This window comes from Sphingomonas qomolangmaensis (assembly GCF_024496245.1).
Taxonomy (GTDB): Bacteria; Pseudomonadota; Alphaproteobacteria; order Sphingomonadales; family Sphingomonadaceae; genus Sphingomonas; species Sphingomonas qomolangmaensis.
Window position 1 is genome coordinate 2,197,671 of sequence record NZ_CP101740.1, and the last position, 24,276, is coordinate 2,221,946.

Annotated in this window: 27 protein-coding genes and 1 pseudogene; 12 read left to right on the forward strand and 16 right to left on the reverse strand. The window is 66.9% G+C overall.

Features of this window, described 5'->3' with window-relative positions; genetic code table 11:
• The first annotated feature begins 24 nt into the window (after window positions 1-24).
• The 5 genes from NMP03_RS10335 (at window position 25) to NMP03_RS10355 (ending at window position 4,903) form a co-directional block, all read left to right on the forward strand.
• Window positions 25-924: a cytochrome c oxidase subunit 3 gene (locus NMP03_RS10335; protein ID WP_256505287.1), complete on the forward strand. Its 900-nt coding sequence runs from the start codon at window positions 25-27 to the stop codon at window positions 922-924.
• Window positions 921-1,343: a DUF983 domain-containing protein gene (locus NMP03_RS10340; protein ID WP_406697612.1), complete on the forward strand. Its 423-nt coding sequence runs from the start codon at window positions 921-923 to the stop codon at window positions 1,341-1,343. Before NMP03_RS10335 ends, NMP03_RS10340 begins: the two co-directional genes overlap by 4 nt.
• On the forward strand, window positions 1,340-1,975 hold the full coding sequence (locus tag NMP03_RS10345; protein ID WP_256505288.1) for an SURF1 family protein: 636 nt from the start codon (window positions 1,340-1,342) through the stop codon (window positions 1,973-1,975). Before NMP03_RS10340 ends, NMP03_RS10345 begins: the two co-directional genes overlap by 4 nt.
• A 642-nt stretch (window positions 1,976-2,617) precedes the next feature.
• Window positions 2,618-4,012: a threonine synthase gene (gene thrC / locus NMP03_RS10350; RefSeq protein WP_256505289.1), complete on the forward strand. Its 1,395-nt coding sequence runs from the start codon at window positions 2,618-2,620 to the stop codon at window positions 4,010-4,012.
• 18 nt (window positions 4,013-4,030) lie between these two features.
• Window positions 4,031-4,903: a class I SAM-dependent methyltransferase gene (locus NMP03_RS10355; protein WP_256505290.1), complete on the forward strand. Its 873-nt coding sequence runs from the start codon at window positions 4,031-4,033 to the stop codon at window positions 4,901-4,903.
• Here NMP03_RS10355 and NMP03_RS10360 read toward each other — a convergent pair.
• Genes NMP03_RS10360 through NMP03_RS10375 form a run of 4 tightly spaced genes read right to left on the reverse strand, consistent with a single transcriptional unit; the run spans window position 4,900 to window position 6,879 of the window.
• Entirely contained in the window at window positions 4,900-5,265 is a 366-nt protein-coding gene (locus NMP03_RS10360) for a hypothetical protein (RefSeq protein ID WP_256505291.1), read from the reverse strand. The genes NMP03_RS10355 and NMP03_RS10360 overlap by 4 nt on opposite strands.
• On the reverse strand, window positions 5,262-5,897 hold the full coding sequence (locus NMP03_RS10365; RefSeq protein ID WP_256505292.1) for a heme exporter protein CcmB: 636 nt from the start codon (window positions 5,895-5,897) through the stop codon (window positions 5,262-5,264). The genes NMP03_RS10360 and NMP03_RS10365 overlap by 4 nt, the downstream gene beginning before the upstream one ends.
• A complete protein-coding gene (ccmA, locus tag NMP03_RS10370; protein ID WP_256505293.1) occupies window positions 5,894-6,457 on the reverse strand; it encodes a heme ABC exporter ATP-binding protein CcmA in 564 nt (187 codons plus the stop codon). Before ccmA ends, NMP03_RS10365 begins: the two co-directional genes overlap by 4 nt.
• Window positions 6,454-6,879 (reverse strand): metallopeptidase family protein, encoded by a 426-nt coding sequence (locus tag NMP03_RS10375; protein ID WP_256505294.1) that lies wholly within the window; start codon window positions 6,877-6,879, stop codon window positions 6,454-6,456. The genes ccmA and NMP03_RS10375 overlap by 4 nt, the downstream gene beginning before the upstream one ends.
• A gap of 24 nt (window positions 6,880-6,903) precedes the next feature.
• On the opposite strand from NMP03_RS10375, the gene NMP03_RS10380 reads away from it, so the two are divergent.
• Window positions 6,904-7,194: a 4a-hydroxytetrahydrobiopterin dehydratase gene (locus NMP03_RS10380; protein WP_256505295.1), complete on the forward strand. Its 291-nt coding sequence runs from the start codon at window positions 6,904-6,906 to the stop codon at window positions 7,192-7,194.
• Between the two features lie 42 nt (window positions 7,195-7,236).
• Here NMP03_RS10380 and NMP03_RS10385 read toward each other — a convergent pair whose 3' ends face one another.
• The gene (locus tag NMP03_RS10385) at window positions 7,237-8,025 is read right to left on the reverse strand and encodes an SDR family oxidoreductase (RefSeq protein ID WP_256505296.1); all 789 of its coding nucleotides are present in this window, start codon (window positions 8,023-8,025) and stop codon (window positions 7,237-7,239) included.
• Window positions 8,026-8,076: 51 nt separating this feature from the next.
• On the opposite strand from NMP03_RS10385, the gene NMP03_RS10390 reads away from it, so the two are divergent.
• Both NMP03_RS10390 and NMP03_RS10395 read left to right on the forward strand, forming a co-directional pair.
• Window positions 8,077-8,859, forward strand: a complete 783-nt coding sequence (locus tag NMP03_RS10390; RefSeq protein WP_256505297.1) for an ATP-binding cassette domain-containing protein — start codon at window positions 8,077-8,079, stop codon at window positions 8,857-8,859.
• Window positions 8,856-10,379, forward strand: coding sequence for an ABC transporter permease/substrate-binding protein (locus NMP03_RS10395; RefSeq protein WP_256505298.1), 1,524 nt, complete (start codon window positions 8,856-8,858; stop codon window positions 10,377-10,379). The genes NMP03_RS10390 and NMP03_RS10395 overlap by 4 nt, the downstream gene beginning before the upstream one ends.
• Before the next feature lie 25 nt (window positions 10,380-10,404).
• Here NMP03_RS10395 and NMP03_RS10400 read toward each other — a convergent pair whose 3' ends face one another.
• The 7 genes from NMP03_RS10400 to NMP03_RS10430 all read right to left on the reverse strand — a co-directional run bounded on the left by NMP03_RS10400 (window position 10,405) and on the right by NMP03_RS10430 (window position 17,392).
• Window positions 10,405-11,865 (reverse strand): phospholipase D-like domain-containing protein, encoded by a 1,461-nt coding sequence (locus NMP03_RS10400; protein WP_256505299.1) that lies wholly within the window; start codon window positions 11,863-11,865, stop codon window positions 10,405-10,407.
• Window positions 11,862-12,944, reverse strand: a complete 1,083-nt coding sequence (locus NMP03_RS10405) for an ATP phosphoribosyltransferase regulatory subunit (RefSeq protein WP_256505300.1) — start codon at window positions 12,942-12,944, stop codon at window positions 11,862-11,864. Before NMP03_RS10405 ends, NMP03_RS10400 begins: the two co-directional genes overlap by 4 nt.
• Window positions 12,941-13,330, reverse strand: coding sequence for an endonuclease domain-containing protein (locus NMP03_RS10410; RefSeq protein WP_256505301.1), 390 nt, complete (start codon window positions 13,328-13,330; stop codon window positions 12,941-12,943). The genes NMP03_RS10405 and NMP03_RS10410 overlap by 4 nt, the downstream gene beginning before the upstream one ends.
• Before the next feature lie 183 nt (window positions 13,331-13,513).
• Window positions 13,514-15,091 carry a phosphoglycerate dehydrogenase gene (gene serA / locus NMP03_RS10415; protein WP_256505303.1) on the reverse strand — a complete coding sequence of 526 codons (1,578 nt, stop codon included), beginning with the start codon at window positions 15,089-15,091 and terminating at the stop codon, window positions 13,514-13,516.
• A 117-nt stretch (window positions 15,092-15,208) separates the two neighbouring features.
• Window positions 15,209-16,366, reverse strand: coding sequence for a phosphoserine transaminase (locus tag NMP03_RS10420; protein WP_256505304.1), 1,158 nt, complete (start codon window positions 16,364-16,366; stop codon window positions 15,209-15,211).
• 164 nt (window positions 16,367-16,530) lie between these two features.
• Window positions 16,531-17,004 (reverse strand): PilZ domain-containing protein, encoded by a 474-nt coding sequence (locus NMP03_RS10425; protein WP_256505306.1) that lies wholly within the window; start codon window positions 17,002-17,004, stop codon window positions 16,531-16,533.
• Window positions 17,005-17,257: 253 nt separating this feature from the next.
• On the reverse strand, window positions 17,258-17,392 hold the full coding sequence (locus NMP03_RS10430) for a hypothetical protein (RefSeq protein WP_256505308.1): 135 nt from the start codon (window positions 17,390-17,392) through the stop codon (window positions 17,258-17,260).
• Between NMP03_RS10430 and NMP03_RS10435 the strand changes: the two genes are divergently transcribed.
• The gene (locus tag NMP03_RS10435) at window positions 17,327-17,659 is read left to right on the forward strand and encodes a hypothetical protein (protein WP_256508173.1); all 333 of its coding nucleotides are present in this window, start codon (window positions 17,327-17,329) and stop codon (window positions 17,657-17,659) included. The genes NMP03_RS10430 and NMP03_RS10435 overlap by 66 nt on opposite strands.
• Here the strand turns inward: NMP03_RS10435 and NMP03_RS10440 are convergent.
• Together NMP03_RS10440 and NMP03_RS10445 are read right to left on the reverse strand one after the other, a co-directional pair.
• Window positions 17,652-18,720: pseudogene (locus NMP03_RS10440) on the reverse strand (IS3 family transposase); the annotation flags it as partial. The gene NMP03_RS10435 and the pseudogene NMP03_RS10440 sit on opposite strands and share 8 nt — an antisense overlap.
• A gap of 264 nt (window positions 18,721-18,984) precedes the next feature.
• Window positions 18,985-19,185, reverse strand: a complete 201-nt coding sequence (locus tag NMP03_RS10445) for a hypothetical protein (protein WP_256505309.1) — start codon at window positions 19,183-19,185, stop codon at window positions 18,985-18,987.
• Between the two features lie 759 nt (window positions 19,186-19,944).
• On the opposite strand from NMP03_RS10445, the gene NMP03_RS10450 reads away from it, so the two are divergent.
• Window positions 19,945-20,565 (forward strand): sugar transferase, encoded by a 621-nt coding sequence (locus NMP03_RS10450; protein WP_256505310.1) that lies wholly within the window; start codon window positions 19,945-19,947, stop codon window positions 20,563-20,565.
• Between the two features lie 300 nt (window positions 20,566-20,865).
• On the opposite strand, the gene NMP03_RS10455 is transcribed toward NMP03_RS10450, so the two are convergent.
• Together NMP03_RS10455 and NMP03_RS10460 are read right to left on the reverse strand one after the other, a co-directional pair.
• Window positions 20,866-21,456, reverse strand: a complete 591-nt coding sequence (locus NMP03_RS10455; protein ID WP_256505311.1) for a hypothetical protein — start codon at window positions 21,454-21,456, stop codon at window positions 20,866-20,868.
• Complete coding sequence (locus NMP03_RS10460) at window positions 21,450-21,791, reverse strand: hypothetical protein (protein ID WP_256505312.1); 342 nt, start codon at window positions 21,789-21,791, stop codon at window positions 21,450-21,452. The genes NMP03_RS10455 and NMP03_RS10460 overlap by 7 nt, the downstream gene beginning before the upstream one ends.
• 348 nt (window positions 21,792-22,139) lie before the next feature.
• Here NMP03_RS10460 and NMP03_RS10465 point away from each other — a divergent pair, with 348 nt between their 5' ends.
• Window positions 22,140-23,267, forward strand: a complete 1,128-nt coding sequence (locus NMP03_RS10465) for a DmpA family aminopeptidase (RefSeq protein WP_256505313.1) — start codon at window positions 22,140-22,142, stop codon at window positions 23,265-23,267.
• A 43-nt stretch (window positions 23,268-23,310) separates the two neighbouring features.
• Window positions 23,311-24,207 (forward strand): hydrogen peroxide-inducible genes activator, encoded by an 897-nt coding sequence (locus NMP03_RS10470; RefSeq protein WP_256505314.1) that lies wholly within the window; start codon window positions 23,311-23,313, stop codon window positions 24,205-24,207.
• Window positions 24,208-24,276 lie beyond the last annotated feature (69 nt).

Below are 24,276 nucleotides of genomic sequence, written 5' to 3' on the forward strand. Positions count from 1 at the left end.
AGAATAGCCTGACAGGACGAAGATATGGCCGGCGCCAAGAACCACGATTATCATATTCTCCCGCCGAGCATCTGGCCGATGGCCTGCTCGATGGCGGTGCTGCTGCTGGCTGCGGGCGGCATCATGTACATGCACGAGGCTGCCGGTGGCGGTTTCGTCCTGCTGGCAGGGCTCGCTGCGACGCTGTTCATGATGGGCAGCTGGTGGGTCGACGTCGTGCGTGAGGCGAATGCCGGCGACCATACCCCCGTCGTCCAGCTGCACCTGCGCTACGGCATGATCCTGTTCATCGCGTCGGAAGTGATGTTCTTCGTCGGCTGGTTCTGGGCGTGGTTCGATTTCTCGTTCTTCCCCGTCCCCGTCGAATATACCGACGGCGTCGTCGCGGTTGCCGCCGATGCCATCGCGCAATGGCCGCCGCGCGGGCTCGAAGTGATCAGCGCGTTCGAATTCCCGCTGCTCAACACCTTCATCCTGCTGCTGTCGGGCACCACCATCACCTGGTCGCACCATGCACTGATCCACAACCAGCGCGGCGGGGCCAAGAAGGGCTTCTGGGGCATGCTGGGGGTCGGCGAGGACGACGGCGTTCTGAAGGGGCTGTGGCTCACCGTCGTGCTTGGCCTGATCTTCAGCTGCATCCAGGCATATGAGTACATGCACGCGCCCTTCGCGTTCGGGCAGTCGAACTACAGCTCGGCCTTCTACATGGCGACCGGCTTCCACGGCTTCCACGTCCTGGTCGGCACGATCTTCCTGATCGTGAACCTGTTCCGCGCCTATCGTGGCCACTTCACCCCGCGCCAGCATTTCGGCTTCGAGGCGGCTGCTTGGTACTGGCATTTCGTCGACGTCGTGTGGCTGTTCCTGTTCGTCGTCATCTATGTCTGGGGCGGGTGGAACGCACCGATCCACGCGGGTTGACCCCGACCGAACCACAGCAAGAGGCCGGCGCGCCGGGGGCAGAGCTCCCGGCGTCGCCGGCCTCGCTGTATCGGCTGTCGATCACCGGTGGTTGCCCGCGCTGCGCCGCACCGACGCTGTTCGCAGGCATGCTCAGCTTCGCCCCCAAATGCTCGAACTGCGGGCTCGATTTTACCCAGTTCAACGTCGATGACGGCCCCGCGGCCTTCCTCACCTTCGGCGTCGGCACGATCATCACGATCCTCGCGATCATCGTCGAGCTGGCGTACGAGCCCGAATGGTGGGTGCATGTCGTACTATGGCTGCCCCTGACGATCATCGCGGTGATCGGCTCGCTGCGGATCGCCAAGGTGACGCTGCTCGCGCTCGAATATCGCAACTCGGCGCGCGAGGGGCGCCAGCGGATCGACCGCCCATGAAGCGGCTGCCAATCGTCTCGACGATCGTCGTGCTGCTCGCCGTGGTGACGATGATCGCGCTCGGCATCTGGCAGCTCCAGCGCCGCGACGGCAAGGAAGCGTTGCTCGCCAGCTTCGCGCGCAATGCCGACCTGCCCGTCATCGCCTTCCCCGACCCGCCGGTCGGCGAACGCTATCTTTTCCGCCGCGCGACGGCGCAGTGCGCGAGCGTCGCCGACATCACCCGCGCCGCGGGCCGCTCGGTCGATGGCGTCAGCGGTTATCGCTATCTCGCCGACTGCACCTCGGAAACGGGCAGCGCGTACAAGGTCGAGATGGGCGTCGCCGCCGATCCAGGCTTCATGCCCGTCTGGCGCGGCGGCAGCGTGACCGGCCAGATGACCTACGCCCCCAACAGCGCGCCGTTGCTCCAGCGCTGGTTCGGCGGCGCAGCGCCCGACCGGCTGATGCTGGTGGCGACGAGCCCGCCGGTCGCGGGGCTGCTGCCCAGCCGTGCACCCGATCCCTCGGGGGTGCCGAACAACCATCTGGCCTATGCGGTGCAATGGTTCGCCTTCGCGGGAATCGCGCTGGTGATCTATGGCCTCGCGCTAAGGCGCCGGATGCGAGGGCCGGGAGCGCAGCGCTCGTAACGCTAGCGCCGCCTGCCCGCCCCCTCCGTCGGCCGCTACGCGCCCGCCACCTCCCCCTGGCGGGGGAGGAAAGCCACTCCCCAATCCTCCCCCGCCAGGGGGAGGTGGCAGCCGAAGGCTGACGGAGGGGGCGGACACGCAACGCCGGAATTGGCGCCGACCGCCTGATATTTTTTCGAGGGATCGCGACGCCCCCCAAACCAGCGTCCCCCTAACCTCCCCCTCCGTCGGCCGCTACGCGCCCGCCACCTCCCCCTGGCGGGGGAGGAAAGCCCCTCCCCAATCCTCCCCCGCCAGGGGGAGGTGGCAGCCGCAGGCTGACGGAGGGGGCGGACACGCAACACTGGCGTTGGCCCCCGCCCCTTCCCCGCTCCCCACCCAGCTGTCCTACAACCACCCCGTTTGATACGCTCGCCACATGCACAGCCGCTCTCACCCCACCCGGCATCGCGTCTCGATCCCCGGGGGAAGCGGATTCGGGGGGTACGTAGTGTAGCTTTTGTAGCTTTCCGCGCACCGCGCGCCGCGACTCGGGGGCCATCGCGGCGCCCGCCACCGACAGCACCCGCCAACATTCCCATCACCCCGCCCAACCAGCGCTTGGATTGCCCCCGCCCGCCGAACCGCCTAATCGCTGCCCCCATGCGCTACATCAGCACCAGGGGGAACGCGCCCGTCCTCGATTTCGAGGGCGTGACGCTGGCGGGACTTGCAGCCGATGGCGGGCTGTACGTGCCCGAGACATGGCCGAGCTTCAGCCGCGACGAGATCGCAGCGATGCAGGGGCTGTCCTATGTCGAGACCGCGGTGCGCGTCATGGCGCCCTTCGTCGCGGGGAGTCTGACCGAAGACGAGCTGCGCGACCTGTGCACCACCGCCTATAGCCGCTTCGCGCACGCCGCGGTCACCCCGCTGGTCCAGCTCGACCAGCGCCACTGGCTGCTCGAGCTGTTCCACGGCCCGACGCTCGCGTTCAAGGACGTCGCGCTCCAGCTCGTCGGCCTGCTGTTCGAGCGCTTCCTGGCGGGGCGCGAGGGCCAACTCACGGTGATCGGCGCGACTTCGGGCGATACCGGCTCGGCGGCGATCGATGCGCTGGCGGGACGCGTCGGCGTCGACATCTTCATGCTCCATCCCGAGGGCCGCGTGAGCGACGTCCAGCGCCGCCAGATGACCACGGTGATCGCGCCCAACATCCACAACATCGCGATCCGCGGCGATTTCGATACCGCGCAGGCGCTGGTGAAGGCGATGTTCCGCGATCCCGCCTTCTCGACCCGCTATGCGCTGTCGGCGGTCAATTCGATCAACTGGGCGCGGTTGATGGCGCAGGTGGTCTATTATTTCTACGCCGCGGTTCGTCTCGGCGGGCCCGAGCGCCCGGTCGCCTTCTCGGTCCCCACCGGCAATTTCGGCGATGTGTTCGCAGGCTATGTCGCGGCGCGGATGGGGCTGCCGATCGAGCGGCTGATCGTCGCCACCAACGTCAACGACATCCTCCACCGTGCTCTCAGCACCGGCGATTATTCGAGCGGGACGGTCACCCCCACCGCGACGCCGTCGATGGACATCCAGGTCAGCTCGAACTTCGAACGGCTGTTGTTCGAACTGGGCGATCGCAGCGGCGCGGCGCTAGCCGCGCAGATGGCGGGGTTCGAATCGAGCCGCGCGATGATGCTCACCAACCGCCAGCGCGAGGGCGCGGCGGGGTTGTTCACCTCGGCATCGATCGACGCCGACGGCATGGGTCAGGCGCTGCGCTGGGCGCACGAACGTAGCGGCCAGGTGATCGACCCGCACACCGCGATCGGCCTCGCCGCCGCGCGCGCCGATGTGGGCAACACCCCGATGGTAACGCTGGCGACCGCGCACCCCGCCAAGTTCCGCGACGCGGTCGAACGCTCGACCGGGGTGCGGCCGGGCCTGCCGGCGCGGATGGGCGATTTGTTCAGCCGCGAGGAGCGCTACGACACGATCGACGCGACCTTCGACGCGGTGACCGACTACATCGCACAGCGGGCGACGCCGCGTGGTTGATAGTCCCGGGGTAATGGCATGAGCCTGATCACCCTCACCGGCGAGGCCTGGGCCGACTACGGGCTGATCGATTCGGGTAATGGCCGCAAGTTCGAGCGTTATGGCAACTATCGCTTCATCCGCCCCGAGCCGCAGGCGATGTGGGCACCCGCCGATCCGGTGTGGGAAGCCGATGGCGAGTTCATCCCCGCCTCGGACGACGAAGGCGGCGGGCGCTGGCATTATAACGGCCCCGTCCCGCGCGACGGCTGGCCGCTGGCGTGGCGCGAAGTACGCTTCACCGCGCAGAACACCCCGTTCCGCCATCTCGGCTTCTTCCCCGACATGGCGCCGGTATGGGACTGGATGCGCGACCGGCTCGAGGGCGCGCCCGATCCCGAGGCGCTGAACCTGTTCGGCTATACCGGCGTCGGCACGCTCGCGCTCGCGGCAGCGGGGGCGCGGATGGTGCATGTCGATGCGTCGAAGAAATCGGTCGAGGCGGCCAAGGCCAACGCGGCACTGTCGGGGATGACCGACGCGCCGATCCGCTGGCTGGTCGAGGATGCGGGCAAGTTCGCCGCGCGCGAAGTCCGCCGCGGCCGCCGCTATGACGGCATCATCCTCGATCCGCCCAAATGGGGCCGCGGCCCGGCGGGCGAAGTGTGGAAGCTCGAGGAGAATCTCGCCCCGCTGGTCGCCGATTGCCGCCGGCTGCTCGACGCGGACTCGCGCTTCCTGTTCCTCACGGTGTACGCGGTCCGCATGTCGGCACTCGCGATCGGCGAGCTGCTCCGCCAGCATTTCGCCGATCTGGGCGGCACCGTAGAGGCGGGCGAGCTGACGGTTCGCGAAGAAGCGCGCGGCCTCGAACTACCGACGGCGATCTTCGCGCGGTGGTCGCGCGACTAGCCGCGCCGCGCCGGGCGACGGGCGAACGCGACGCCCTCGGCAATCGCGACCGCGGGCAGCGACAGGAACAGCGCGAAGACAATGCCGATGGGCAGCAGCGGCCCGGTCCCCGCCGCCGCGATCATCACCGGCACTTGCGCAAGGATCAGGATAAGCGCCCAAAGCCAGGCCCGGCGGGGGAACACCCCGCCCAGCACCGCACAAACCGCGATCGCCGCCGGATAGGTCAGCGACCAATAATAAGGCCCGTCCCAGGGCTCGCGCGTTCCGCCCAACCGGTTCGCCGCCAGCCAGAACAAGGTGGCACCCACCGCCACCACCACCGCACTCACCAGGTCGCGCTGCCACAAGCCACCGGTCATTCGCGCCCCACCTTCATCGCCGCGCCCGCAACGAACGGCGCGCCTGCCACCAGCAACAGGCTCACCGCGCCGAGCAGTTTCACCGCCCCTGGTCCCTCGCCCGCGCCGAAGATCAGCAGCGGCAGCGCCAGCGGCAGCATCACCAGCCCGGCAATCGCCCCCGCGCCGCGCAAGCCCGCGGTCAGCGCGCTGGTCGCCACCGCCAGCGCCGCCAGCCCCGGCGTGCCGATCGCCAGCGCCAGCGCGGTCCGGCCCAATTGCTCGCCCGACATGCCGAGCAGCCCCGCCGCAATCACCGTCGCGGCGATCAGCGGCGGCCCGAAGCCGAGCCAATGCCCCGCGATCTTGGCGAGCGCGATCAGCGGATCGGCGATGCCGCGCACCACCCATTGGTCGACCACCCCGGCCTCCAGGTCCGGCCCCACCAGCCGCTCGACCGGCAGCAGCGCCGCCAGCAGCGCCGCCGACCACACCACCCCGCCCGCGATCCGTCCCAGCAGCGCGCCATCGGGCCCCACTGCGAAGGGGAACAGGATCGTCACCAACAGGAAGAACGCGACGGGCAACAGCACCCCGCCGCTGGTCCAGGCGCGCCGCACCTCACGCCACGCGATCGCGGCGAACGCGCTCACAGCACGATCTCGCGGGCGTCGGGCAACGCCACCGGCACATGCGTCGCCACCAGCACCGCGCCGCCGCCCGCACGATGCACCGCGATCGCCTCGCCCAGCCGCGCCACCGCCGCGACGTCGAGGCCGTTGGCGGGCTCGTCGAGCAGCCACAATGCCGAATCGCTCGCGATCACCCGCGCCAGCGCCGCGCGTCGCCGCTGCCCCGTCGACAGGAACCGCACCGGCACTTCGGCCAATTCGGCCATCGCCACCGCACCGAGCGCCGCCTCGACCCGGTCGGCACGCCCGTCGATCGCCGCCCAGAAACCCAGCGCCTCTGCCAACGGAAGCTCATGGTCGAGCGCCATCCCCTCATGCATCAGCGCCACGCGTTCGGGCCGCTCGATCCTCCCCGCGCTCGGCGGCACCAGCCCCGCCGCCAGCCGCACCAGGCTCGACTTGCCCACCCCGTTCGGCCCACGCACCGCCAGCGCCTCGCCCGGCGGAATCGCGAACGACAGCCCGGCGAACAGCACCCGCCCGCCGCGCGTGCAGCTTACGTCGTGAAAGGCCAGGCTCACCCGGCAGTTTCCTCCCCGGCGGCGTCTTCCAGCGCGTGCATGTCGTCGTCGGACAGCCCGAAATGATGCCCCACCTCGTGCACCACGACATGATGCACCAGCGCGTCGAGCGCGACGCCGGTCTCGATCCACTCCCACAAGATCGGTAGACGGTACAGATGGATGCGATCGGGCAGCGCGCCGCTTTCGAAGCTCGATTTCTCGCCGATCGGGCGACCATGATAGATGCCGGTCAGGTCGATCGGCTCGTCGATGCCGAGCGCAGCCAGCGTCTCGTCATCGGCATAATCCTCGATCAACAACACGACGTCGGCAAGATGTTCGGCGAAGGGCGAAGGGATTCGCGCCAGCGCGGCGCGCGCCATCGCCTCGATCGCGGCGGCGTCGGGAGCGGCTTGGCAAATGGCGGTGGTTTCGGCCATGACGCCGGGCATAGGAGACACAAGATGATCGAGCAACTGAGCGAAGCCGAGCGAGTCGAAGCGCTCGAAGGTCTGCCCGAATGGGATCACGACGAAGCCCGCGACGCGATCACCCGCAGTTTCGGCTTTGCCGATTTCGTCGAAGCCTTCGGCTTCATGACGCGCGTCGCACTGCTGGCGGAAAAGGCCGACCATCACCCCGAATGGTCGAATGTGTATAACCGTGTGGAAATCCTGTTGACGACCCACGACGCAGGCGGGCTATCGGAGCGCGACATCGAGATGGCGCAGGCAATCGACGCTCTGGTGGAGTGACGAGAAAACCCTCTCCCGCGAGCGGGAGAGGCTTCTAAAGGATCACATCCCCCGCCCCATCTGCCATCGCAACCGCCCCGGCATCCAGCGCGCGGCGAACCGCATCCGCTGCGCGGTCTTGCCCACCACGGTATGCACCGAATCGCCATGCACCGCCGCCCATGCCGCCTCGGCAACACGCTCGACCGGGGTGAATTCGAGCCCCGCCGCCACTACGCGTTCGCGGACGTTCACGTTGGTGCCCGCCACCATCGCATCGAGCAGCGGCGTGTCGATGAAGCTCGGCATCAGCGAGCGCACCTTGATACCGTCGGCGCGCCATTCGCCGTCCAATGCCTCGGTCAGCCCGCGCACCGCGAACTTGGTCGCGCTGTAGATCGCCGCGCCCGAGGTGCCATAGATCCCCGCCGCCGACGCGGTGTTGAGCAGGCATGATCCCGGCGTCGCCTTGAGATACGGATGGGCGGTATGTGCGCCGTGCACCACCCCGGTGAAGTTGATCGCGATGCAACGTTCGAGTGCGCCCGGATCGGCGTCGGCAAACGCCCCGCCCACCGCGATCCCGGCATTGTTGAAGACGACGTCGACCCGCCCATTGGGCGCGAAATCGGCGAGCGCTTGCTCCCATTGCGAGCGATCGCGCACGTCCATCTTGTGGCAGCTCGCGCGCCCCTCGGGCAGTTCGCGCTGCACCGCCTGCATCGCCGCATCGTCGATATCGGCCAGTCCCACCTGCCAGCCGCGCTCGCCGAACAACCGCGCCACCGCGCGCCCGATCCCCGATCCGCCGCCGGTGACGAACAGCCGCTTGCGATGCCTGTCCTCGCCCATCCTCGCCCTTTCTTTTGACCTTGCCGCCATCCTTCCGCATGGCTTGAAGCAATGCCAGATGTTTCGGGCCCTGCGGTCGCCTTCGAAGGCGTGACCAAGACCTATCCGGGCGGCGTGGTCGCAGTACGCGGGGTCGACCTGGCGATCGCCGGCGGCAGCTTCGTCGCGCTGGTCGGCACCTCGGGATCGGGCAAGTCGACCTTGCTCAAGACCGTCAACCGGCTGGTCGACCCGAGCAGCGGCCGCGTGACGATCGACGGCGCGCCGGTCGCCGCCGGTGCGGCCCATTCGCTGCGCCGCCGGATCGGTTATGTCTTCCAGAATGTCGGGCTGTTCCCGCATCTAAGCGTGGGTGAGAATATCGCGATCGGCCTGCGGATCGGTGGTACCGCCTCCTCGACCGTGGATGCTCGCTTGGCCGAACTCCTCAGCCTCGTCGATCTCCCCGCCGACATCGCCGCCCGCGCACCCGATGCGCTGTCTGGCGGCCAGCGCCAGCGGGTCGGCGTCGCGCGCGCCCTCGCAACCGAGCCTAAATTGTTGCTGATGGACGAACCATTCGGGGCGCTCGATCCGGTCACCCGGAGCGATCTCGGCAAGGCCATCCGCGCGCTTCACGACCGGCTCGGCCTCACGACGATCCTCGTCACGCACGACATGGCCGAGGCGATGCTGCTTGCCGATCGCGTGCTGGTGATGGCCGATGGCGCGATCGCCGCCGATGCCTCCCCCGCCGATCTGATGGCGGGACGCGCCGGCCCTGCCGCCGACGCGCTGGTTGCGGTGCCGCGCGAACAGGCGCATGCGCTGGCGGCGCTCGAGCGCGAAGCGTGAGCGACGCCTTCGTCCGCGTACCCGATCTGCTGGCGCAGCATGTGCTGCTGGCGTTCAGCGCGCTGCTGTTCGGCTTGGCGATCGCGCTGCCGCTGGCGGTGTGGTCGGCGCGCCGCCCCGCCGTCGCGCGCGTGGCGCTGGGGTTCGCCAGCCTCGTCCAGACCGTTCCTGCGCTCGCGCTGCTCGCGCTGTTCTACCCCGCGTTGCTGTGGTTCTCGGGACTGGTCGGCGGCGGCATCCCCGCGCTAGGCTTCCTGCCCGCCTTGCTCGCGCTGACGCTCTACGCGCTGCTGCCGATCCTGCGCAACGGCGTCACCGGCCTCACCACGCTCGACCCCGCGATCCTCGAAGCCGCCGATGGCGTCGGCATGACCGCGTGGCAGAAGCTGCGGATCGTCGAGGCACCGTTGGTCGCGCCGGTGCTAATGGCGGGAATCCGCACCGCCGCGGTATGGACGATCGGCGCGGCGACGCTCGCCACCACCGTCGGCCAGCCAAGCCTGGGCGACCTGATCTTCGCCGGCCTCCAGACGCAGAATTGGAGCCTGGTGCTCGCCGGCTGCATCGGTGCCGCCGGCCTCGCGCTCACCGTCGATCTGCTGCTCGCGCTTGCCGAACACGGCATCCGCGCCCGCCGGCGGTTGCAGGTCTATGCCAGCCTCGGCGCGCTGCTGCTCGGGCTGCTCGCCGCGCTCGCCCCCGCGCTGTCCAGCGGGACCAAGACCGTCACCGTCGGCGCCAAGGGCTTTTCAGAGCAATATATCCTTGCCCGTCTGATCGGCGAGCGGCTGACCGACGCGGGCTATGCGGTGCGTTATCGCGAGGGACTGGGATCGGCGGTCGCCTTCGGCGCGCTCGCGGCGGGCGACATCGACGTCTATGTCGACTATTCGGGTACGATCTGGGCGAACGAGATGCGCCGCGACGACATCCCGCCGCGCGAGGCGATCGTGCGCGGCGTCGGCGACTGGGCGCGCGAAACGCATGGCGTGCGGCTGGTCGGGCCACTGGGGTTCGAGAACGCCTATGCCTTCGCGATGCGCGGCGCCGATGCCGAGCGGCTTGGCGTCACCTCGCTCACCGATCTGGCGCGCGTCGCGCCGCGGCTTCGCTTCGGCACCGATGTCGAATTCCTCGAACGCCTCGAATGGCGCAACGTCCGCGACCGCTACGGCCTGCGCTTCGCCAGCCAGAACGCCTATCACCCCACCTTCATGTACCGCGCGCTGGCCAGCGGCGCCGCCGACGTCATCCCCGCCTTCTCCTCCGACGGTCGAATCGCCGCCGACCGGCTAACCGTGCTGACCGATCCGCGCCAAGCCATCCCCGGCTACGACGCACTGTTGCTGGTCGCGCCTGCCCGCGCCGAAGACGACCGCTTCGTGGCTGCGCTGGCACCGCTGGTAGGCCGGGTGAACGTCGAGGCGATGCGCGAGGCCAATTACCGCGTCGATCGCGATACCGACAAGGACATTCCAGCCGAGGCGGCGACGTGGCTGGCGGAACGGCTGGGCCTCTGATCCCCTCTTCCAAAAGGGAAGTAAGCTAAATCCGCCGCCGCATTTTACCCCGCACGCGCCGCGCGCGATCGCGCACGCGCGTCGTCAGGCCGCGGCGCGAGGGCTCGAACGCTGCGTCGGGATGTTCGGGGTCAAGCGCCTGAGCATTCGCCACCACCCGCTGCCAATCGGCCTTTTCGGGTGGTTCGAACGGCACTAGCGAACGCCCGCTGCCGCGCAGCCGCTCTACGGTCTCGATCAGCGAGCCGGTCTTGGCGAGCGTCTCCTCGACGGCCGCGGGTTCGACCCCCAGATGCTCGGCCATCAGTCCCGCGCGCAGGCCCGCGATCGTCGCGATCATCGCGTCGTCGGTCGCTTCGATGACGACGTCGCATTCGCTGTCGAGCCCCATCGACCGGTTGTTCATATTGGCCGAACCGACGCGCAGCACGCGATCGTCGGCGATCATCACCTTGGCATGGACATAGATGTCGGTCTCGCGATGCGTGACCGGGGTGTAGATTTGCGCGCGGTGATGGTGCGGATGCTCGCGCATCGCGTCGATCAGCTCGGCGCGCGCCGCGCCCATCACTTCTTCCTCGAGCCAGCCATCGGCGACCTTGGGATTGACGATCACGAACTCGGGTCCGTTTGCCTCGTCGAGCCGCTTGGTGATCGCCTCGGCGATAACACGCGAGGCGAAATATTGCGTCTCGATATAGGCATAGCGCTCGACCCGCTCGATCATCGCGACGAACAGCGCCTCGATCTCGCGGATTTCCTCGACCTCGCCGTTGAGCCCGCGGGTGCGGCCGATGGTCACGGGAACATGCTCAAACTGCGGGTGAAGCGCGTCGGGCCAGGCGTTGCCCTTGACCTTGGGCACCGGCAACGGATCGCCGCCCGCAATCTCCCAGCGCGCGCGCGCCAGGTCGCCCAGCGCCGCCGCCACCGGCCCTTCGAGCGCCATCGAGGCATCGTGCCAGGGCATATAGCGCCGCCCGGTAAACGGGCGCCGCCGCCGCTCGTCGAGGTCGAGATGCTGGCGCGTATCCCATCGCGACGCGGTCATGTCGATCCCGCCGCAAAACGCCATGTAATTGTCGATCACGATGATCTTTTGGTGATGGCTCGCGCCGAAGGGATGCGCGCCATCGGTCTTGAAGGTGATCTGGTCGTGCTTCATCCACCGCGCGAGCCGAAGCGCGGTGGTGCCGCGGCCCAGCAGCTTCACCGTGACCAGGCTCCAGGCGAGGATATAGATTTGCAGCCCGGGCCGATTATCCGCCAGCCAGCTCAGGAACGGTCCCAATTCGGTCGGCGCGCCGTCATCGGGACGGCTGCGGTCGAGGATGATCCGGCTGTCGAAGTCCCACCCGACCAAAATGATCTGGTCGGTGGCGCCCATCATCGCCTTGCGCGCATAGGCGTAATAATCGGCGGCATCGACCACTAGCGCGGCGCGGTCGGCGTGTTCGGTCCGCCAGCCCAGTTCGTTCAGCTTCAAATCGCCTCCGGTCCGTTTGCCCCGAGCACATGGGTGCACAATTGCGCCTCTGCGCTGTCGCCCGGCGTCAGCGCCGCGACGGTCACCCAGCCCTGCGCGCGCCATGCCGCGCCGTCGACGCCTTCGGGCACGAACAGCCGGCGCCGCTCGACCGCGATGCGCCCCGCCTCTAGCACCGGATCGGCATAGAGCGAGAAACCGACCGCCGCCTCCTCGGCGCCGCCATCGTGCATCACGGTGTAGGTGCCGCCGCGCCCGATCTCGACCGGGATGCCGGTCGCGAAGATCGAGAAGCCGAGCCAGCTTTGATATTCGAAGCCGTGCCGCTCGGTCGGATCGAGCGTCAGCGCGACGCCTGCGGGCAAGGCCTGCGCGATCGCTTCGAGCCCGTCGAGCCGCGAGGCGAGCGCAGCGCCGTGCGCGCTGGTGCGCAACTTGGCGAGCGCCTGGTCGAACGGCCCCGCCGCCTCGATCAGCGGCAGATAGGCGGGCGCGATCGCGGCGACGCCGGCGGCATCCTTGCCGTCGAGCGCGATCCGCAGCGGTTCGAGCTGATCGCGCGGCAGATCGCCCAGCGTCTCGACCAGATCGGGCAGTGTGAAATCGATCGACAGCCCGGTGATTCCGGCGGCGGTCAGCGCCTCGACCGCGACGCTGACGATCTCGCGCGCAGCCGCGACGCTGTCGAGCCCGATCAGTTCGCAACCGATCTGCCGCATCGCGCGCTCGGGCCGAAGCTGCGACGCACGAAGCTTCAGGATCGCGCCGGCATAGGAAAGGCGGACGGGGCGCGGATGGTGCGCCATCCGCGTCGCAGCGATTCGCCCGACCTGCGCGGTGATGTCGGGCCGGATCGCGAGCGTCGCCTGGCTCACCGGATCGACGAAGCGCACCGCATCGCTCGCGCGCGCCGCCTTGAGCCGCGCACCCAGCGCCGCCTCGAACTCGGCGAGCGGTGGATCGACCTGCTCATAGCCATAGCCATACGCGGTATCGAGCACCCGCCGCTCGAGCCGCGACGCCGCATCCGCGACGGGCGGCAGGCGATCGTGAAATCCCTCGGGAAGCAGACCGGTCAAAAGCCCTCTCCCCCCCGGGGAAAGGGTTGGGAGAGGGGCTGTTCATCAAGCGCCTGCGCAATGGTGTACAACACGCCTTCGACGTTGCCACCCACCTCACGATTGTCGAACCGGACCACCCGATACCCCTGTGCCTGCAGAAACGCCGTCCGCTTCTCGTCGCGACGCGTGTCGGTCGCGTGGCTGTCGCCGTCAACCTCGATCACGAGTTTTTGCGAGCGCGCGACGAAATCGGCGATGTAGGGGCCGATGACGACCTGGCGGCTGAACTTCACCCCGGCGAAGCGCTTGCCGCGCAGATGGAGCCAGAGCTTTTGCTCGAGCGGGGTCTGTTGGGTGCGCAACTGGCGGGCGCGTTGGAGCAAGACATCGTCAGTTTTGGGCAAACCTTGACTCCCTCTCGCAGAACGAGAGAGTTTTATCGAAATCCGGTCGCCGAAACTATCACTCCCTCTCCCCTCCGGGGAGAGGGCCGGGGAGAGGGGCTGTAACGAAGCGCATCGCCCTGCCCCTCTCCCGGCTTCGCTGCGCTCGCCTGCCCTCTCCCCGAAGGGGAGAGGGCCAACCGCTTAAAACCGCAACGCCATTACGGTGCGCACGCCCGGCAGCGCGCGGACGTTCGCGATCAGCTCTGCCGTTACCGGCTCGTCAACCGACAACAGCAGCACCGCCTCGCCACCGGCATCACGGCGGCCAAGGTGGAAGGTGCCGATATTCACGCCCGCCTCGCCCAGCGTCGTGCCGATCCGGCCGATGAAACCCGGGGCATCGTCGTTGACGACATACAGCATGTGCCCCGCCAGATCGGCCTCGACCTTGATCCCGAACAGCTCGACCAGCCGCGGTGCCTGGTCGCCGAACAGCGTGCCCGCGACCGAACGCTCACCCGCATCGGTCTTCACCGATACGCGCAGCAGCGTGTGGTAATCGCCCTCGCGCTCGGTGCGCACCTCGCGCACTTCCATCCCGCGCTCCTTGGCGAGCACCGGCGCGTTGACCATGTTCACCGTATCGGTCTGCGTCCGCAGGAAGCCTGCGAGCACCGCCGAGACGATCGGCTTCTGGTTCAATTCGGCCGCCGCGCCCTCGCTGTGGATCGAAATCCGCCCGATCGCGCCATGCGTCAGCTGCCCCACCAGCGAGCCCAGCTTTTCGGCCAGCGCCATATAGGGCTTCAACCGCGGCGCTTCCTCGGCCGACAGGCTCGGCATGTTGAGTGCGTTGGTGACTCCGCCCGACACCAGGAAATCGGCCATCTGTTCGGCGACCTGGATCGCGACGTTGACCTGCGCCTCGCTGGTCGATGCGCCGAGATGCGGCGTGCTGACGAAGTTGGGGGTGCCGAACAGGGGCGACGCCTTGGCCGGCTCCTCGACGAACACGTCGAGCGCGGCGCCGCCGATATGCCCCGAATCGAGCCCGGCCTTCAACGCCACCTCGTCGATCAGCCCGCCACGCGCGCAGTTGATAATGCGGACGCCCTTCTTGGTCTTGGCAAGATTCTCGGCGCTCAGGATGTTGCGCGTCTGATCGGTCAGCGGGGTGTGGAGCGTGATGAAATCGGCGCGCGCGAGCAGATCGTCGAGCTCGACCTTCTCGACGCCGATCTCGATCGCGCGCTCGGGGCTCAGGAACGGATCGAAGGCGACGACCTTCATCTTCAGCCCATGCGCGCGATCGGCGACGATCGAGCCGATGTTGCCCGCGCCGATCAGCCCCAAAGTCTTCGACGTCAGCTCGACGCCCATGAAGCGGTTCTTTTCCCACTTGCCGGCCTGCGTCGACGCATCGGCCTCGGGCAATTGGCGCGCGAGCGCGAACATGAGCGCGATCGCGTGTTCGGCGGTGGTGATCGAATTGCCGAATGGGGTGTTCATCACGACCACGCCCTTGGCGCTGGCCGAGGGGATGTCGACATTGTCGACGCCGATCCCTGCGCGACCGACGACCTTAAGGTTAGTCGCGGCCGCCAGGACTTCCTTGGTCACCTTGGTCGAGCTGCGGATCGCCAGACCGTCATACTCGCCGACCATTGCGATCAGCTCGGCTGGTGTCTTGCCGGTGATTTCGTCGACCTCGACCCCGCGCTGGCGGAAGATCTCGGCGGCTTTGGGATCCATTTTGTCGGAAATGAGGACTTTGGGCATTTGATTTCTCCACCCGTCATTCCGGCGGAAGCCGGAATCCAGGGTTACAAAGGATGTCGCTTTTGGCTCTAGATCCCGGCCTTCGCCGGGATGACGATTAAGAGGCCGGGATGACGATTAAGAAGTGCGCGAGGTCGCGTAGGCCCAATCGAGCCACGGCCCCAGCGCCTCGACATCGGCGGTGTCGACCGTCGCGCCGCACCAAATACGAAGCCCCGCGGGCGCATCGCGATAACCCGCAATGTCGTACGCCGCGTGTTCGGCCTCGAGGCAAGCGGCCATCTTCTTGATCAGCGCCTCGTCGGCGCCCTCGACGGTCAGGCAAACGCTGGTGTTCGACCGCGTCGCCGGATCGACCGCGAGATAGCCCAGCCAGTCGCGCGCCTGGACGATCCGGTCGAGCGCGGTCGCGTTGGCGGTTGACCGCCCGATGAGCGCGTTGAGCCCGCCGATCGACTGCGCCCATTCGAGCGCGAAGATATAATCCTCGACCGCGAGCATCGAGGGGGTGTTGATCGTCTCGCCCTTGAACAATCCCTCGATCAACTTGCCGCCTTTGGTCATGCGGAAGATCTTTGGCATCGGCCAAGCCGGGGTGTAGCTTTCGAGCCGCTCGACCGCGCGCGGACCCAGGATCAGCACGCCGTGGCCGCCCTCGCCGCCCATCACCTTCTGCCACGAGAAGGTGGTCACATCGAGCTTGTCCCACGGCATGTCCATCGCGAACACCGCGCTGGTCGCGTCGTTGAAGGTGAGCCCTTCGCGATCGTCCGAAATCCATTCGCCATTGGGAACGCGGACGCCGCTGGTGGTGCCGTTCCAGGTGAAGACGACATCATGGTCGTGCGGCACCCGCGTCAGGTCGACGATCTCACCATAGGGCGCGGTCATCACCTGCGGGTCGATCTTGAGCTGCTTGACCGCGTCGGTCACCCAGCCTTCGCCGAAGCTCTCCCACGCCATCACCGTCACGGGCCGCTGCCCAAGCATCGACCACATCGCCATTTCGATCGCGCCGGTATCCGATGCGGGGACGATTGCGATGCGATGGGTATCGGGAACCTGGAGCACTTCGCGCGTCAGGTCGATCGCGCGCTGGAGCCGCGCCTTGCCGAGCTTCGAGCGATGCGAGCGGCCGAGCACCAAGGTGTCGAGCTTGTCGGCCGACCAGCCCGGAGGCTTGGCGCAAGGGCCGCTGGAAAAATGGGGTCGCGCCGGCTTGGTGGCGGGTTTGGTGGACGCAATGGTGGCGTCGGCAACGTGTAGATCGGTCATGTCAGTCTCTCCTCACAGAGAGCACGCGCGGCGTTGGGACCGCGTGGCCCGCCGCCGGCCCTAGAGATGCCGGGCGGGGTGTCAAGCAAAGATCGGATCGACCGGGACGAACCGAACCCGCGATTCCGTCAGCGCGTTGGGTGCCCGATATCGGCGCGCCGTGGCTAGATCGTGAACGCGAGCACCAGCCCCCAGGCGGCGGTAGCGAGTCCGACCAGCAGGCCGACGCGGACAGCGCCAGGCCAGCGCCCGATATCGATATCCTCGCCGTCATTGCCGGCGGGTAACGGCCCGACGCCAATCGCCGGATGGTGAACGACGGTCGATTCGGTAAAGGCGTGCTCGACCTGCGCGTCGCTGAGCGGAGTGTCGAATTCGCAGCCAAAGCCCGAACCCTGGCGGCGAACGACATGCGAAGGGATCGCGCCGACGCCGGCGATACCGATCCGGATCGGCTGCCCGATCTCGAGTGTGAGCGATGTCTCGACGAAACAGCCGCTGACCGAGAGGTTCGTGACCTTCACCGAATGCGGGGTCCCGCTATGATCGCGAAGCGTCGATTCATGATCGACCGGGCGGCGCGCGGCGACGCGGCTGCCCTCGTCGGCTTCAAGATACAGCGTGGCGGCGAATTGCATGACGTGTCCAATCGAGGTTGACTCCTCAATCCGCTTTTTCGGTTACTAAACCTTTAGCGAAAGAACCCAAATGCGAGTTGCCGTCAGATTGGATGTGTTGGGGTCATGGATTACGTAGCTTGACAGCGCCCGGTGTTAAAGCGATGCGCGGCCACATGTTGGCGACCCGAACCGCGGCAGGATCGAGCAGAATGCGGCTTGCAAAACCGCGCTTTGAGCGAGGGTCGAATTGCTCCCCTCGACTGCAGAAATGCTATAAGCGACGCTTCGCCGCCAGCTTGACCGGCTCGACGGCGAAGTTCGAGCGGCCAAAGCCCGCGTCGTGCAATATCGCTCTCAAACCGACATCGTCAAAGGAAGCGCTTGCGGCACGGTTACCGATCTGCAAGTCGGCCAGCTCGTGAAGGCAGGGGCGCAGCCAGCAGCGAAGGAGGCGCCGCTAGCCAACGCGCGCTGGCAGATCGCGCGTTTCAAAACCGATAGCGTGCCAGGTGTCCTTAACTTGCCGGTGGCTGACCTTCGACGTCAGCACGCCGGAATCCACCAGCATGAAGGCGCGATCGTGCCCTCTTGCGAGCGAGTTCGTATCTCACTGGCGGATATTGAACGAATGAACCGTGACCGGCTCCCCGTTTTCGGGCTGCCACTAACTTAGCTTCGGTGTCCGTCTGCCCCTGGCGGAGGCGGTTCGTAAACTCGGCGGGTGCCAACCCGCCAAGCTGCTGCGTGGGCGCACGGTGTTGAAGTCCGTCCGGCATGCCGCAATGATCCGTCTCGCCGTTGTTATCGAGGGGAACAGGTGCTCGATCAGGCACTCGTCGCGCAAGCGATAATTAAAGCTTTCGACGAAGCCGTTCTGCTACGGCTGAGCCGGCGCGATGTAATGCCACTTGATCCCGGTGTTATGGCCCCAGGCAAGGACAGCGTGACTGGTCAGCTAGGTACCATCGTCGCTGACCACCATGCACAGTAGCCCGCGCTGTTCGGGGATGGCGCTCATCTCGCGGACGACGCGCTGGCCTCACAGCGAGGTGTCGACGATACACGCCAGGTATTCCCGGCTTAATCGTTGATGACGTTGAGCATGCGGAACCGCCCACCGCAGGCCAATGCATCCGACACGAAGTCGAACGACCAGCCCTGGTTGGCGCCCGGCGGGATCGCTGTCGGCGCCCGCGTACCCAGCGCCCGCTTACGCCCGCCACGCTTGCGCACCGGCTCCTCGCGACACAGCCGGTACACCTTCAGGTTCATGCCATTGCCCTCACGCCGCAGCAGGATCGCCAGCCGTCGATAGCCGAAGCGACGGCGATCGTCAGCGATCTCGCTCATCCGCTCGCGGACAGCATCATCCTGCCCGCGAAGCGGCTCATATTGCTATGCCGACCTATTGACCCTGATCAAGTTGGCAAGGCGCGACACTCGGAAAAGCCGTGGTCGGCCAACAGCTTCTCCACCGCAGCCTGACGCTCCGCAGACCGGGTCAGTTTTTCCCAGCAGATCCTTCAGCGCCGACACCTCGATCATCGACTTCACCAGCAGCTTTTTCAGCCGTCGGTTCTCGTTCTCCCGCGTTCGCAACCGCGCCGCCTTCGACACGGTCATGCCACCATATTTCGCCTTTCAGTTGTACACCGTCGCGTCGCTTATCCCGTGCTTCCGGCACAGCACGGCGGCCTTCCCGCCAGCCTCATGCTCACGCAGCAACCCAATGATCTGATCCTCGGTAAATCAGCCTCGTCGCATAACTCTTCTCAATCTGAGGAGCTAACTTACCAGTGGTGCAAATTCTGGAGAGCAGGTCAGTCCCAGCAAACAACTGCATTTGGGTAGATCTTCGCGAGCTTGGTTGAAAGTCTTTTGCGCTCGCGGCATGCCAGAGAACTAGGCCATGGCGACAAAAGACTTCAGCCCAAAAATGCGCTGCGGCGAGGCTGAGGAAGGTCCTGAAGGACAGAACGGTCCTTTGATAGCGGTAGGTCATACGCCGCTGCTGCTTGAGCTTGCGAACATTCGCTCGACGCGGTAGTGACGATAGTCGGAATTCTCGGACGCTTTGCAGTTTGGCCGGGGTGGAATGATTGGCAAAGTGTCCCGGATCAGCAAGGTGTCGCGGAAGTGGTCGCCATCATAACCCGTGTCAACCAGCAGTGCATTGGGGGAGGCGACGGGTATCGCCATCAGCGGCTCGGCGGCTGTGCAATCAGAGGACTCGCCGCAGGTCAGGATAAAACCCGAAGTAGCCTGTCATTGGTGCAGCGGGCGTGGCTCGTAAAGCCGCCGCGCGATCGACCAGGAGCATTCGGATCAGCCTGCTCCTTCCCCCGGCCGCCGAGACTTGGCCGCGAACGCCAGGGCTGTCAATCATGTGCTGCCAGTGCCGGTTAGCCGCAGATCGACCAGCGCTTGAAAGAGGGCATCCCAGATGACTGTTCTGCCCAGTGCTGGAACCGGACATAGACCAAGTTTCCCTTGCCGTACCACTCGTGTACGGCTGGACAGAGGCAGCCGGCCCACAGCACGTGAAGCATTCCATTGTGGGAAGCGCCGGTTATTGGCCGCTGGCTGTGCCTAAAGACCACACCCAAGCGGAAGCATGGCGTGATCACTTTCCGTTTCGCATTCGAACAAATCCCCGCTACCCATCACCACTCCCCAAAAAGCCGTATTGAATCCGAGCCCGCCGCTGGTGCGAATCGCTTTATCCACTATCGTTTAAGTCTGAACCGGTCCAGCTTGAATTGGAGAACAGATGCTCCGGCAGCCTGTTCCGTACGAGGCTACCCTTGGTTACACTTGCGGGGTATTTGCGTTGTCCAACGAATCATGCCAGACCCCGGGCATCTCGCAACCGCAGCAATCCCCGGAGAAAGGGTGTTCCATCCGCACGCATCGGCCTTCGATGTCAAGTACGCCCCTGGGGGCGAGCGCCGTTCGGTCATGATCATCATGCGTGACCACGCGATTCGGGCCGCCGATATCACGCTGACGCTGATCGGCATCGTGGCGGTCGCGCCGCTGATGCTGATCGTCGCGATGCTGATCTATGCGCGCGATCCCGGCCCAATCCTGTTCCGCCATCGCCGTATTGGCAAAGGTGGGCGGTCGTTCCATTGCCTTAAATTCCGCTCGATGGTGGTCGATTCGGACCAGCAGCTGGCCGACCTGCTAACTTCGGACGCCGATGCGCGCTTCGAATGGGCGGTCAACCACAAGCTCAAGAACGACCCGCGGATCACGTCGCTCGGGCGCTTCCTGCGCAAGAGCAGCCTCGATGAGTTGCCCCAGCTATTCAACGTGCTGCGCGGCGACATGAGCTTGGTCGGCCCGCGGCCGATAGTCGAGGCCGAGGTCCGCTTCTACGGCCGCTATTTTGCCGAATATCGATCGACCCGCCCCGGCATCACCGGCCTGTGGCAGGTCAGCGGGCGCAGCGACGTCAATTATCGTCGCCGCGTCGCAATGGACGTGGTGTACGCGCGACGCCGCTCGCTGGGGATGAACGCCTATATCGTCGGGCGCACGATCCCAGCCGTGCTTGCAGCCCGCGGCAGCTTCTGAAGTTTGCCTGCCAGTGCCCGACGGCGGTGGCAATCAGTTCTGCAGATACGCCGGGTTCGAATAGAACCACGGGTCGCGCGTGGGATCGGCGCCGGCGACGTCGGGCGAAGATTCGCCCTCCAAAGTACCGGTGCCTGGCACCCGGAATACCTTGCCCCTGACGCGGGCATCCGGTGCTTGATCACCAGATCGTCGCCATCGCGTCGCCAATCGCGCCCGGTTAAGCTGCGGACGACCTTTGTGGTCGCCTTGCGGTCGCCCGCCCCACCGATGACTTCGCCCACGATCAGATCGACATGATCAACTTCGGGCACCGTCCCGGCGGCATTGGCGCTGCGCGCAGGGCGGAAACGGATGGTGACGAGCATCTCGTCGCCCTCTTGACCCCAGCGTATCGCCCATTGCAGCCGCGAGGTCGGCAGCGGCAGCGGTCACGCCTAATTGCTCGAACAGCCCGCCGGTCGCGACGGACATACGGCCCGTGCGCAGCCCCTTAAGAAGGTCAGGCGAGGTCGGCGCGGCGAAAACCCAAGTCTTGGCATATTCGCCCGGCCAGAAATCGGCCCCGCCCTCACGCCAATGACCATGCGAGTCCGACGACGCGGTAATCGTCCAGTGCAGCCCCTGCCCCAGCAGCGCATCCGAGCCGCCGCCGAGCGTTGCGACCATCTGGTCAAACCCGCCCATCGGATAGCCTCTATAGAGCCCGCGCGATCCGTGCGCTGTGTCGAGCCCCGACTTGCGCCGCGCCGCCTGATGCCCGGGCGCGCCCTCCATGCCGATCGCGACGCGCGGCGCGGCGGCGTGCCGGGCCCGATATTCCTTAGGTGCGTGCCGGCCCCAGATACCCAAGCCCTTAGCGGTGCGTGAGGGGTGGTTGGCGATCACCACCGGAGGGGTTCGGCAAAGGCAGCCAAATAGCGCAGCGCCTCAATCATCCGCGGGTTGGTACCGCGCGCCGCGTCCTCGGGAAAGGCGTCGCGCTTGCCATAGCCGCGCTCGATGCCGCGCAGCGCGCGGCGCTCGGCGGCACCGATCGACAGGATCAAGCTGGCATGTTCGCCGCCGGGCACGTCGAACTCCATGCCGTAGAACAGCATCAGCCCCGGCACCGCACGCCGCGCCGCGACGACATCGGGCCAGGCGCGCGCATGGTTGAGTTCGCCATGGTTCGGCCCGCCATGATCGGTCGACACCATCCAGGTCAGCCCGTGCCACCGGGCCATGCGCGCGTTCGTCTCGATCGTGTGCGACGAATCGCCGCGGACGATCGGCGGTGGGGCTGATCGACGCACGCAAGGTCGGGGGTATATTTCGCGCTGTAGATGCTGTGAGGTGATGATCGCCAGCTAGCCAGCCAGCGGCGCTCGGGCGCCTCCTGCGCGGTCGCCGGCAGCGTCAGCGCCGATGGCGCGCTGAAGAAGAAGATCGATCGGCGGTGCATGGCGGTCCTTCGTACAGCGGGGAATGCCGATGCGGTGCTTTCGACAGCAGCATGACGGACGCGCGAATTGCCGCCGCACAGCGCATATGCTTGGGTGCGCCGATCGAAGGATCGGGAGGCAAAGCAAGCGATGTCCAGGAAGTTCATTGCAATTGCCGCACTACCGCTCGCGCTGGCGGCGGGGCATGCCGGCGCGAGCGACGTCGCGCGGCGATCGGGCATCGTCATCGGCATCCTGTCCCCCGGCCCGCTCAATGCGATCACCGACGTTCCCGGCGTCCGCGTCGGCCATGTCACCATCGAGCGCGGCAAGGACATCCATACCGGCGTCACCGCAATCCTGCCGCACGGTGGCAACCTGTTTCGCGAGAAAGTTCCCGCCGGGATCGTCGTCGCCAACGGCTTCGGCAAGTTCGCCGGATCGACCCAGATCGAGGAACTGGGCGAGGTCGAAACCCCGATCCTGCTCACCAACACGCTGTCGGTTGCCGAGGCGATGGCCGCCTCGGTCGAATGGACGCTGGCACAACCGGGGAACGAGGACGTCCGATCGGTCAACGCGGTGGTCGGCGAGACCAATGACGGAATGCTCAACGACATTCGCGGCCGCCATGTACAGGTCGCCGATGCACGCCGCGCGATCGAGACGGCCGCCGCCGGCGCGGTTGCCGAGGGCAATGTCGGCGCGGGCACCGGCACCGTCGCGTTCGGCTGCAAGGGCGGGATCGGATCGGCCTCGCGCCGCCTGCCCGCCTCGCTCGGTGGCTGGACCGTCGGTGTGCTCGTCCAGGCGAATTATGGCGGGGTACTCACGATCGACGGCACCGCGGTTGGCCCGGCGCTTGGCCGTTATGATTTCCAGCGCGAGATCGAGGAGCGCCGCGCCGATGGATCGGTGATCGTCGTTGTCGCCACCGACGCGCCGCTATCCGATCGCAATTTGCGCCGCCTCGCCGCGCGCGCCTTTGCCGGGATCGCGCGCAGCGGATCGTCCTTCTCGAACGGGTCGGGCGACTATGCGGTCGCCTTCTCGACCGCGGCGTCGGTGCGGCGCAAGACGGGCACGGCGATCCCGATGGTCGCCGACCTCCCCAACGGGGCGATGAGCCCCGCCTTCCAGGCCGCCGCCGAAGCGACCGAGGAAGCGGTATTGAACGCGATGCTATCGGCGCGGACCACCGTCGGCCATCGCGGCACGGTCGAGGCACTGCCGCTCGATCGCGTGCTGCCGCTGCTCCCCAAGCCCCGGTCGCGCTAGCCGGCGCTTCCTAACCACGCACGACGCGCCTATGCCTGCCGGCGTGCCGCCGACGATCCGCCAGCTTCGCTACCTCGTGGCGCTTGCCGAACAGGGCAGCTTCACCCGCGGTGCCGCCGCGGTCGAGGTGACGCAACCAAGCTTCTCGCAGCAGATCCAGCTGCTCGAGACGATGCTGCAGGGCCGCGTGGTCGAGCGTGGCGGGCGAACGATCCTGACGCCCCTGGGGCGCGATGCGGTGGCGGCGGCGCGGCGCGTGCTGGTCGAGGTCGATGGCTTTGCGGCGCTCGCGGACCGCCGCGTCGACGCGCTGTCGGGCACCATCCGCCTCGGCGTTTCCCCGACGCTCGGTCCCTATATTCTCCCCCAGCTCGTCGCACGGCTCCACGCCACCAGTCCGACGCTTCGTGTCCATGTGCGCGAAGGGATGCCCAGTCTGCTGCTCGAGATGCTCAGCGACGGCGCACACGACGTCGTGTTGCTGCAATTGCCCGTCGACCAGGCCGGCCGCCATGTCGAGCGGCTGTTTCGCGATCCGCTCTACCTGGCGATGGCGGCCGACGACCCGCTGCGCGACCGCGCCGAAATCACCACCGCCGACCTGGCCGGCCGCGGCTTGCTGACGCTGCAGGCGCAATATCGCATGAGTGACCAGGTGACCGCGCTGGCGGAAGCGGCGGGGGCGCATGTGCTGCGCGATTACGAGGGCACGAGCCTCGATGCGATCCGGCAGATGGCAGGCATGGGGATGGGGCTCGCCTTCCTGCCGCAGCTCTATGTCCGCCAGGAAATCCGGCCCGGCGACGAAGTGATCGCGCGGCCCTTTGCCGGCGGGCGCCATTATCGCGAGATCGGGCTGGTGTGGCGCGCCGGCGCCGGGCGCGCCCCTGCGTTCGAAAAGCTCGCCGCGCTGTTGCGCGAAGTGGCTGTAATAGGATAATTCTATGGCAATTATAGCGGCAGTCCCGTTGGCCCGATAAGCCGAACGCCGCATTCTGATCTTCTCGCA

Excerpts from the sequence above, each read along its gene's own strand:
- NMP03_RS10335 (WP_256505287.1), top strand. The coding sequence starts at position 25 with ATGGCCGGCGCCAAGAACCACGATTATCATATTCTCCCGCCGAGCATC.
- NMP03_RS10345 (WP_256505288.1), top strand. The coding sequence starts at position 1,340 with ATGAAGCGGCTGCCAATCGTCTCGACGATCGTCGTGCTGCTCGCCGTG.
- thrC (WP_256505289.1), top strand. The coding sequence starts at position 2,618 with ATGCGCTACATCAGCACCAGGGGGAACGCGCCCGTCCTCGATTTCGAG.
- NMP03_RS10355 (WP_256505290.1), top strand. The coding sequence starts at position 4,031 with ATGAGCCTGATCACCCTCACCGGCGAGGCCTGGGCCGACTACGGGCTG.
- NMP03_RS10360 (WP_256505291.1), bottom strand. The coding sequence starts at position 5,265 with ATGACCGGTGGCTTGTGGCAGCGCGACCTGGTGAGTGCGGTGGTGGTG.
- NMP03_RS10375 (WP_256505294.1), bottom strand. The coding sequence starts at position 6,879 with ATGGCCGAAACCACCGCCATTTGCCAAGCCGCTCCCGACGCCGCCGCG.
- NMP03_RS10380 (WP_256505295.1), top strand. The coding sequence starts at position 6,904 with ATGATCGAGCAACTGAGCGAAGCCGAGCGAGTCGAAGCGCTCGAAGGT.
- NMP03_RS10385 (WP_256505296.1), bottom strand. The coding sequence starts at position 8,025 with ATGGGCGAGGACAGGCATCGCAAGCGGCTGTTCGTCACCGGCGGCGGA.
- NMP03_RS10390 (WP_256505297.1), top strand. The coding sequence starts at position 8,077 with ATGCCAGATGTTTCGGGCCCTGCGGTCGCCTTCGAAGGCGTGACCAAG.
- serA (WP_256505303.1), bottom strand. The coding sequence starts at position 15,091 with ATGCCCAAAGTCCTCATTTCCGACAAAATGGATCCCAAAGCCGCCGAG.
- NMP03_RS10420 (WP_256505304.1), bottom strand. The coding sequence starts at position 16,366 with ATGACCGATCTACACGTTGCCGACGCCACCATTGCGTCCACCAAACCC.
- NMP03_RS10425 (WP_256505306.1), bottom strand. The coding sequence starts at position 17,004 with ATGCAATTCGCCGCCACGCTGTATCTTGAAGCCGACGAGGGCAGCCGC.
- NMP03_RS10445 (WP_256505309.1), bottom strand. The coding sequence starts at position 19,185 with ATGGCGATACCCGTCGCCTCCCCCAATGCACTGCTGGTTGACACGGGT.
- NMP03_RS10450 (WP_256505310.1), top strand. The coding sequence starts at position 19,945 with ATGATCATCATGCGTGACCACGCGATTCGGGCCGCCGATATCACGCTG.
- NMP03_RS10460 (WP_256505312.1), bottom strand. The coding sequence starts at position 21,791 with ATGGCCCGGTGGCACGGGCTGACCTGGATGGTGTCGACCGATCATGGC.
- NMP03_RS10465 (WP_256505313.1), top strand. The coding sequence starts at position 22,140 with ATGTCCAGGAAGTTCATTGCAATTGCCGCACTACCGCTCGCGCTGGCG.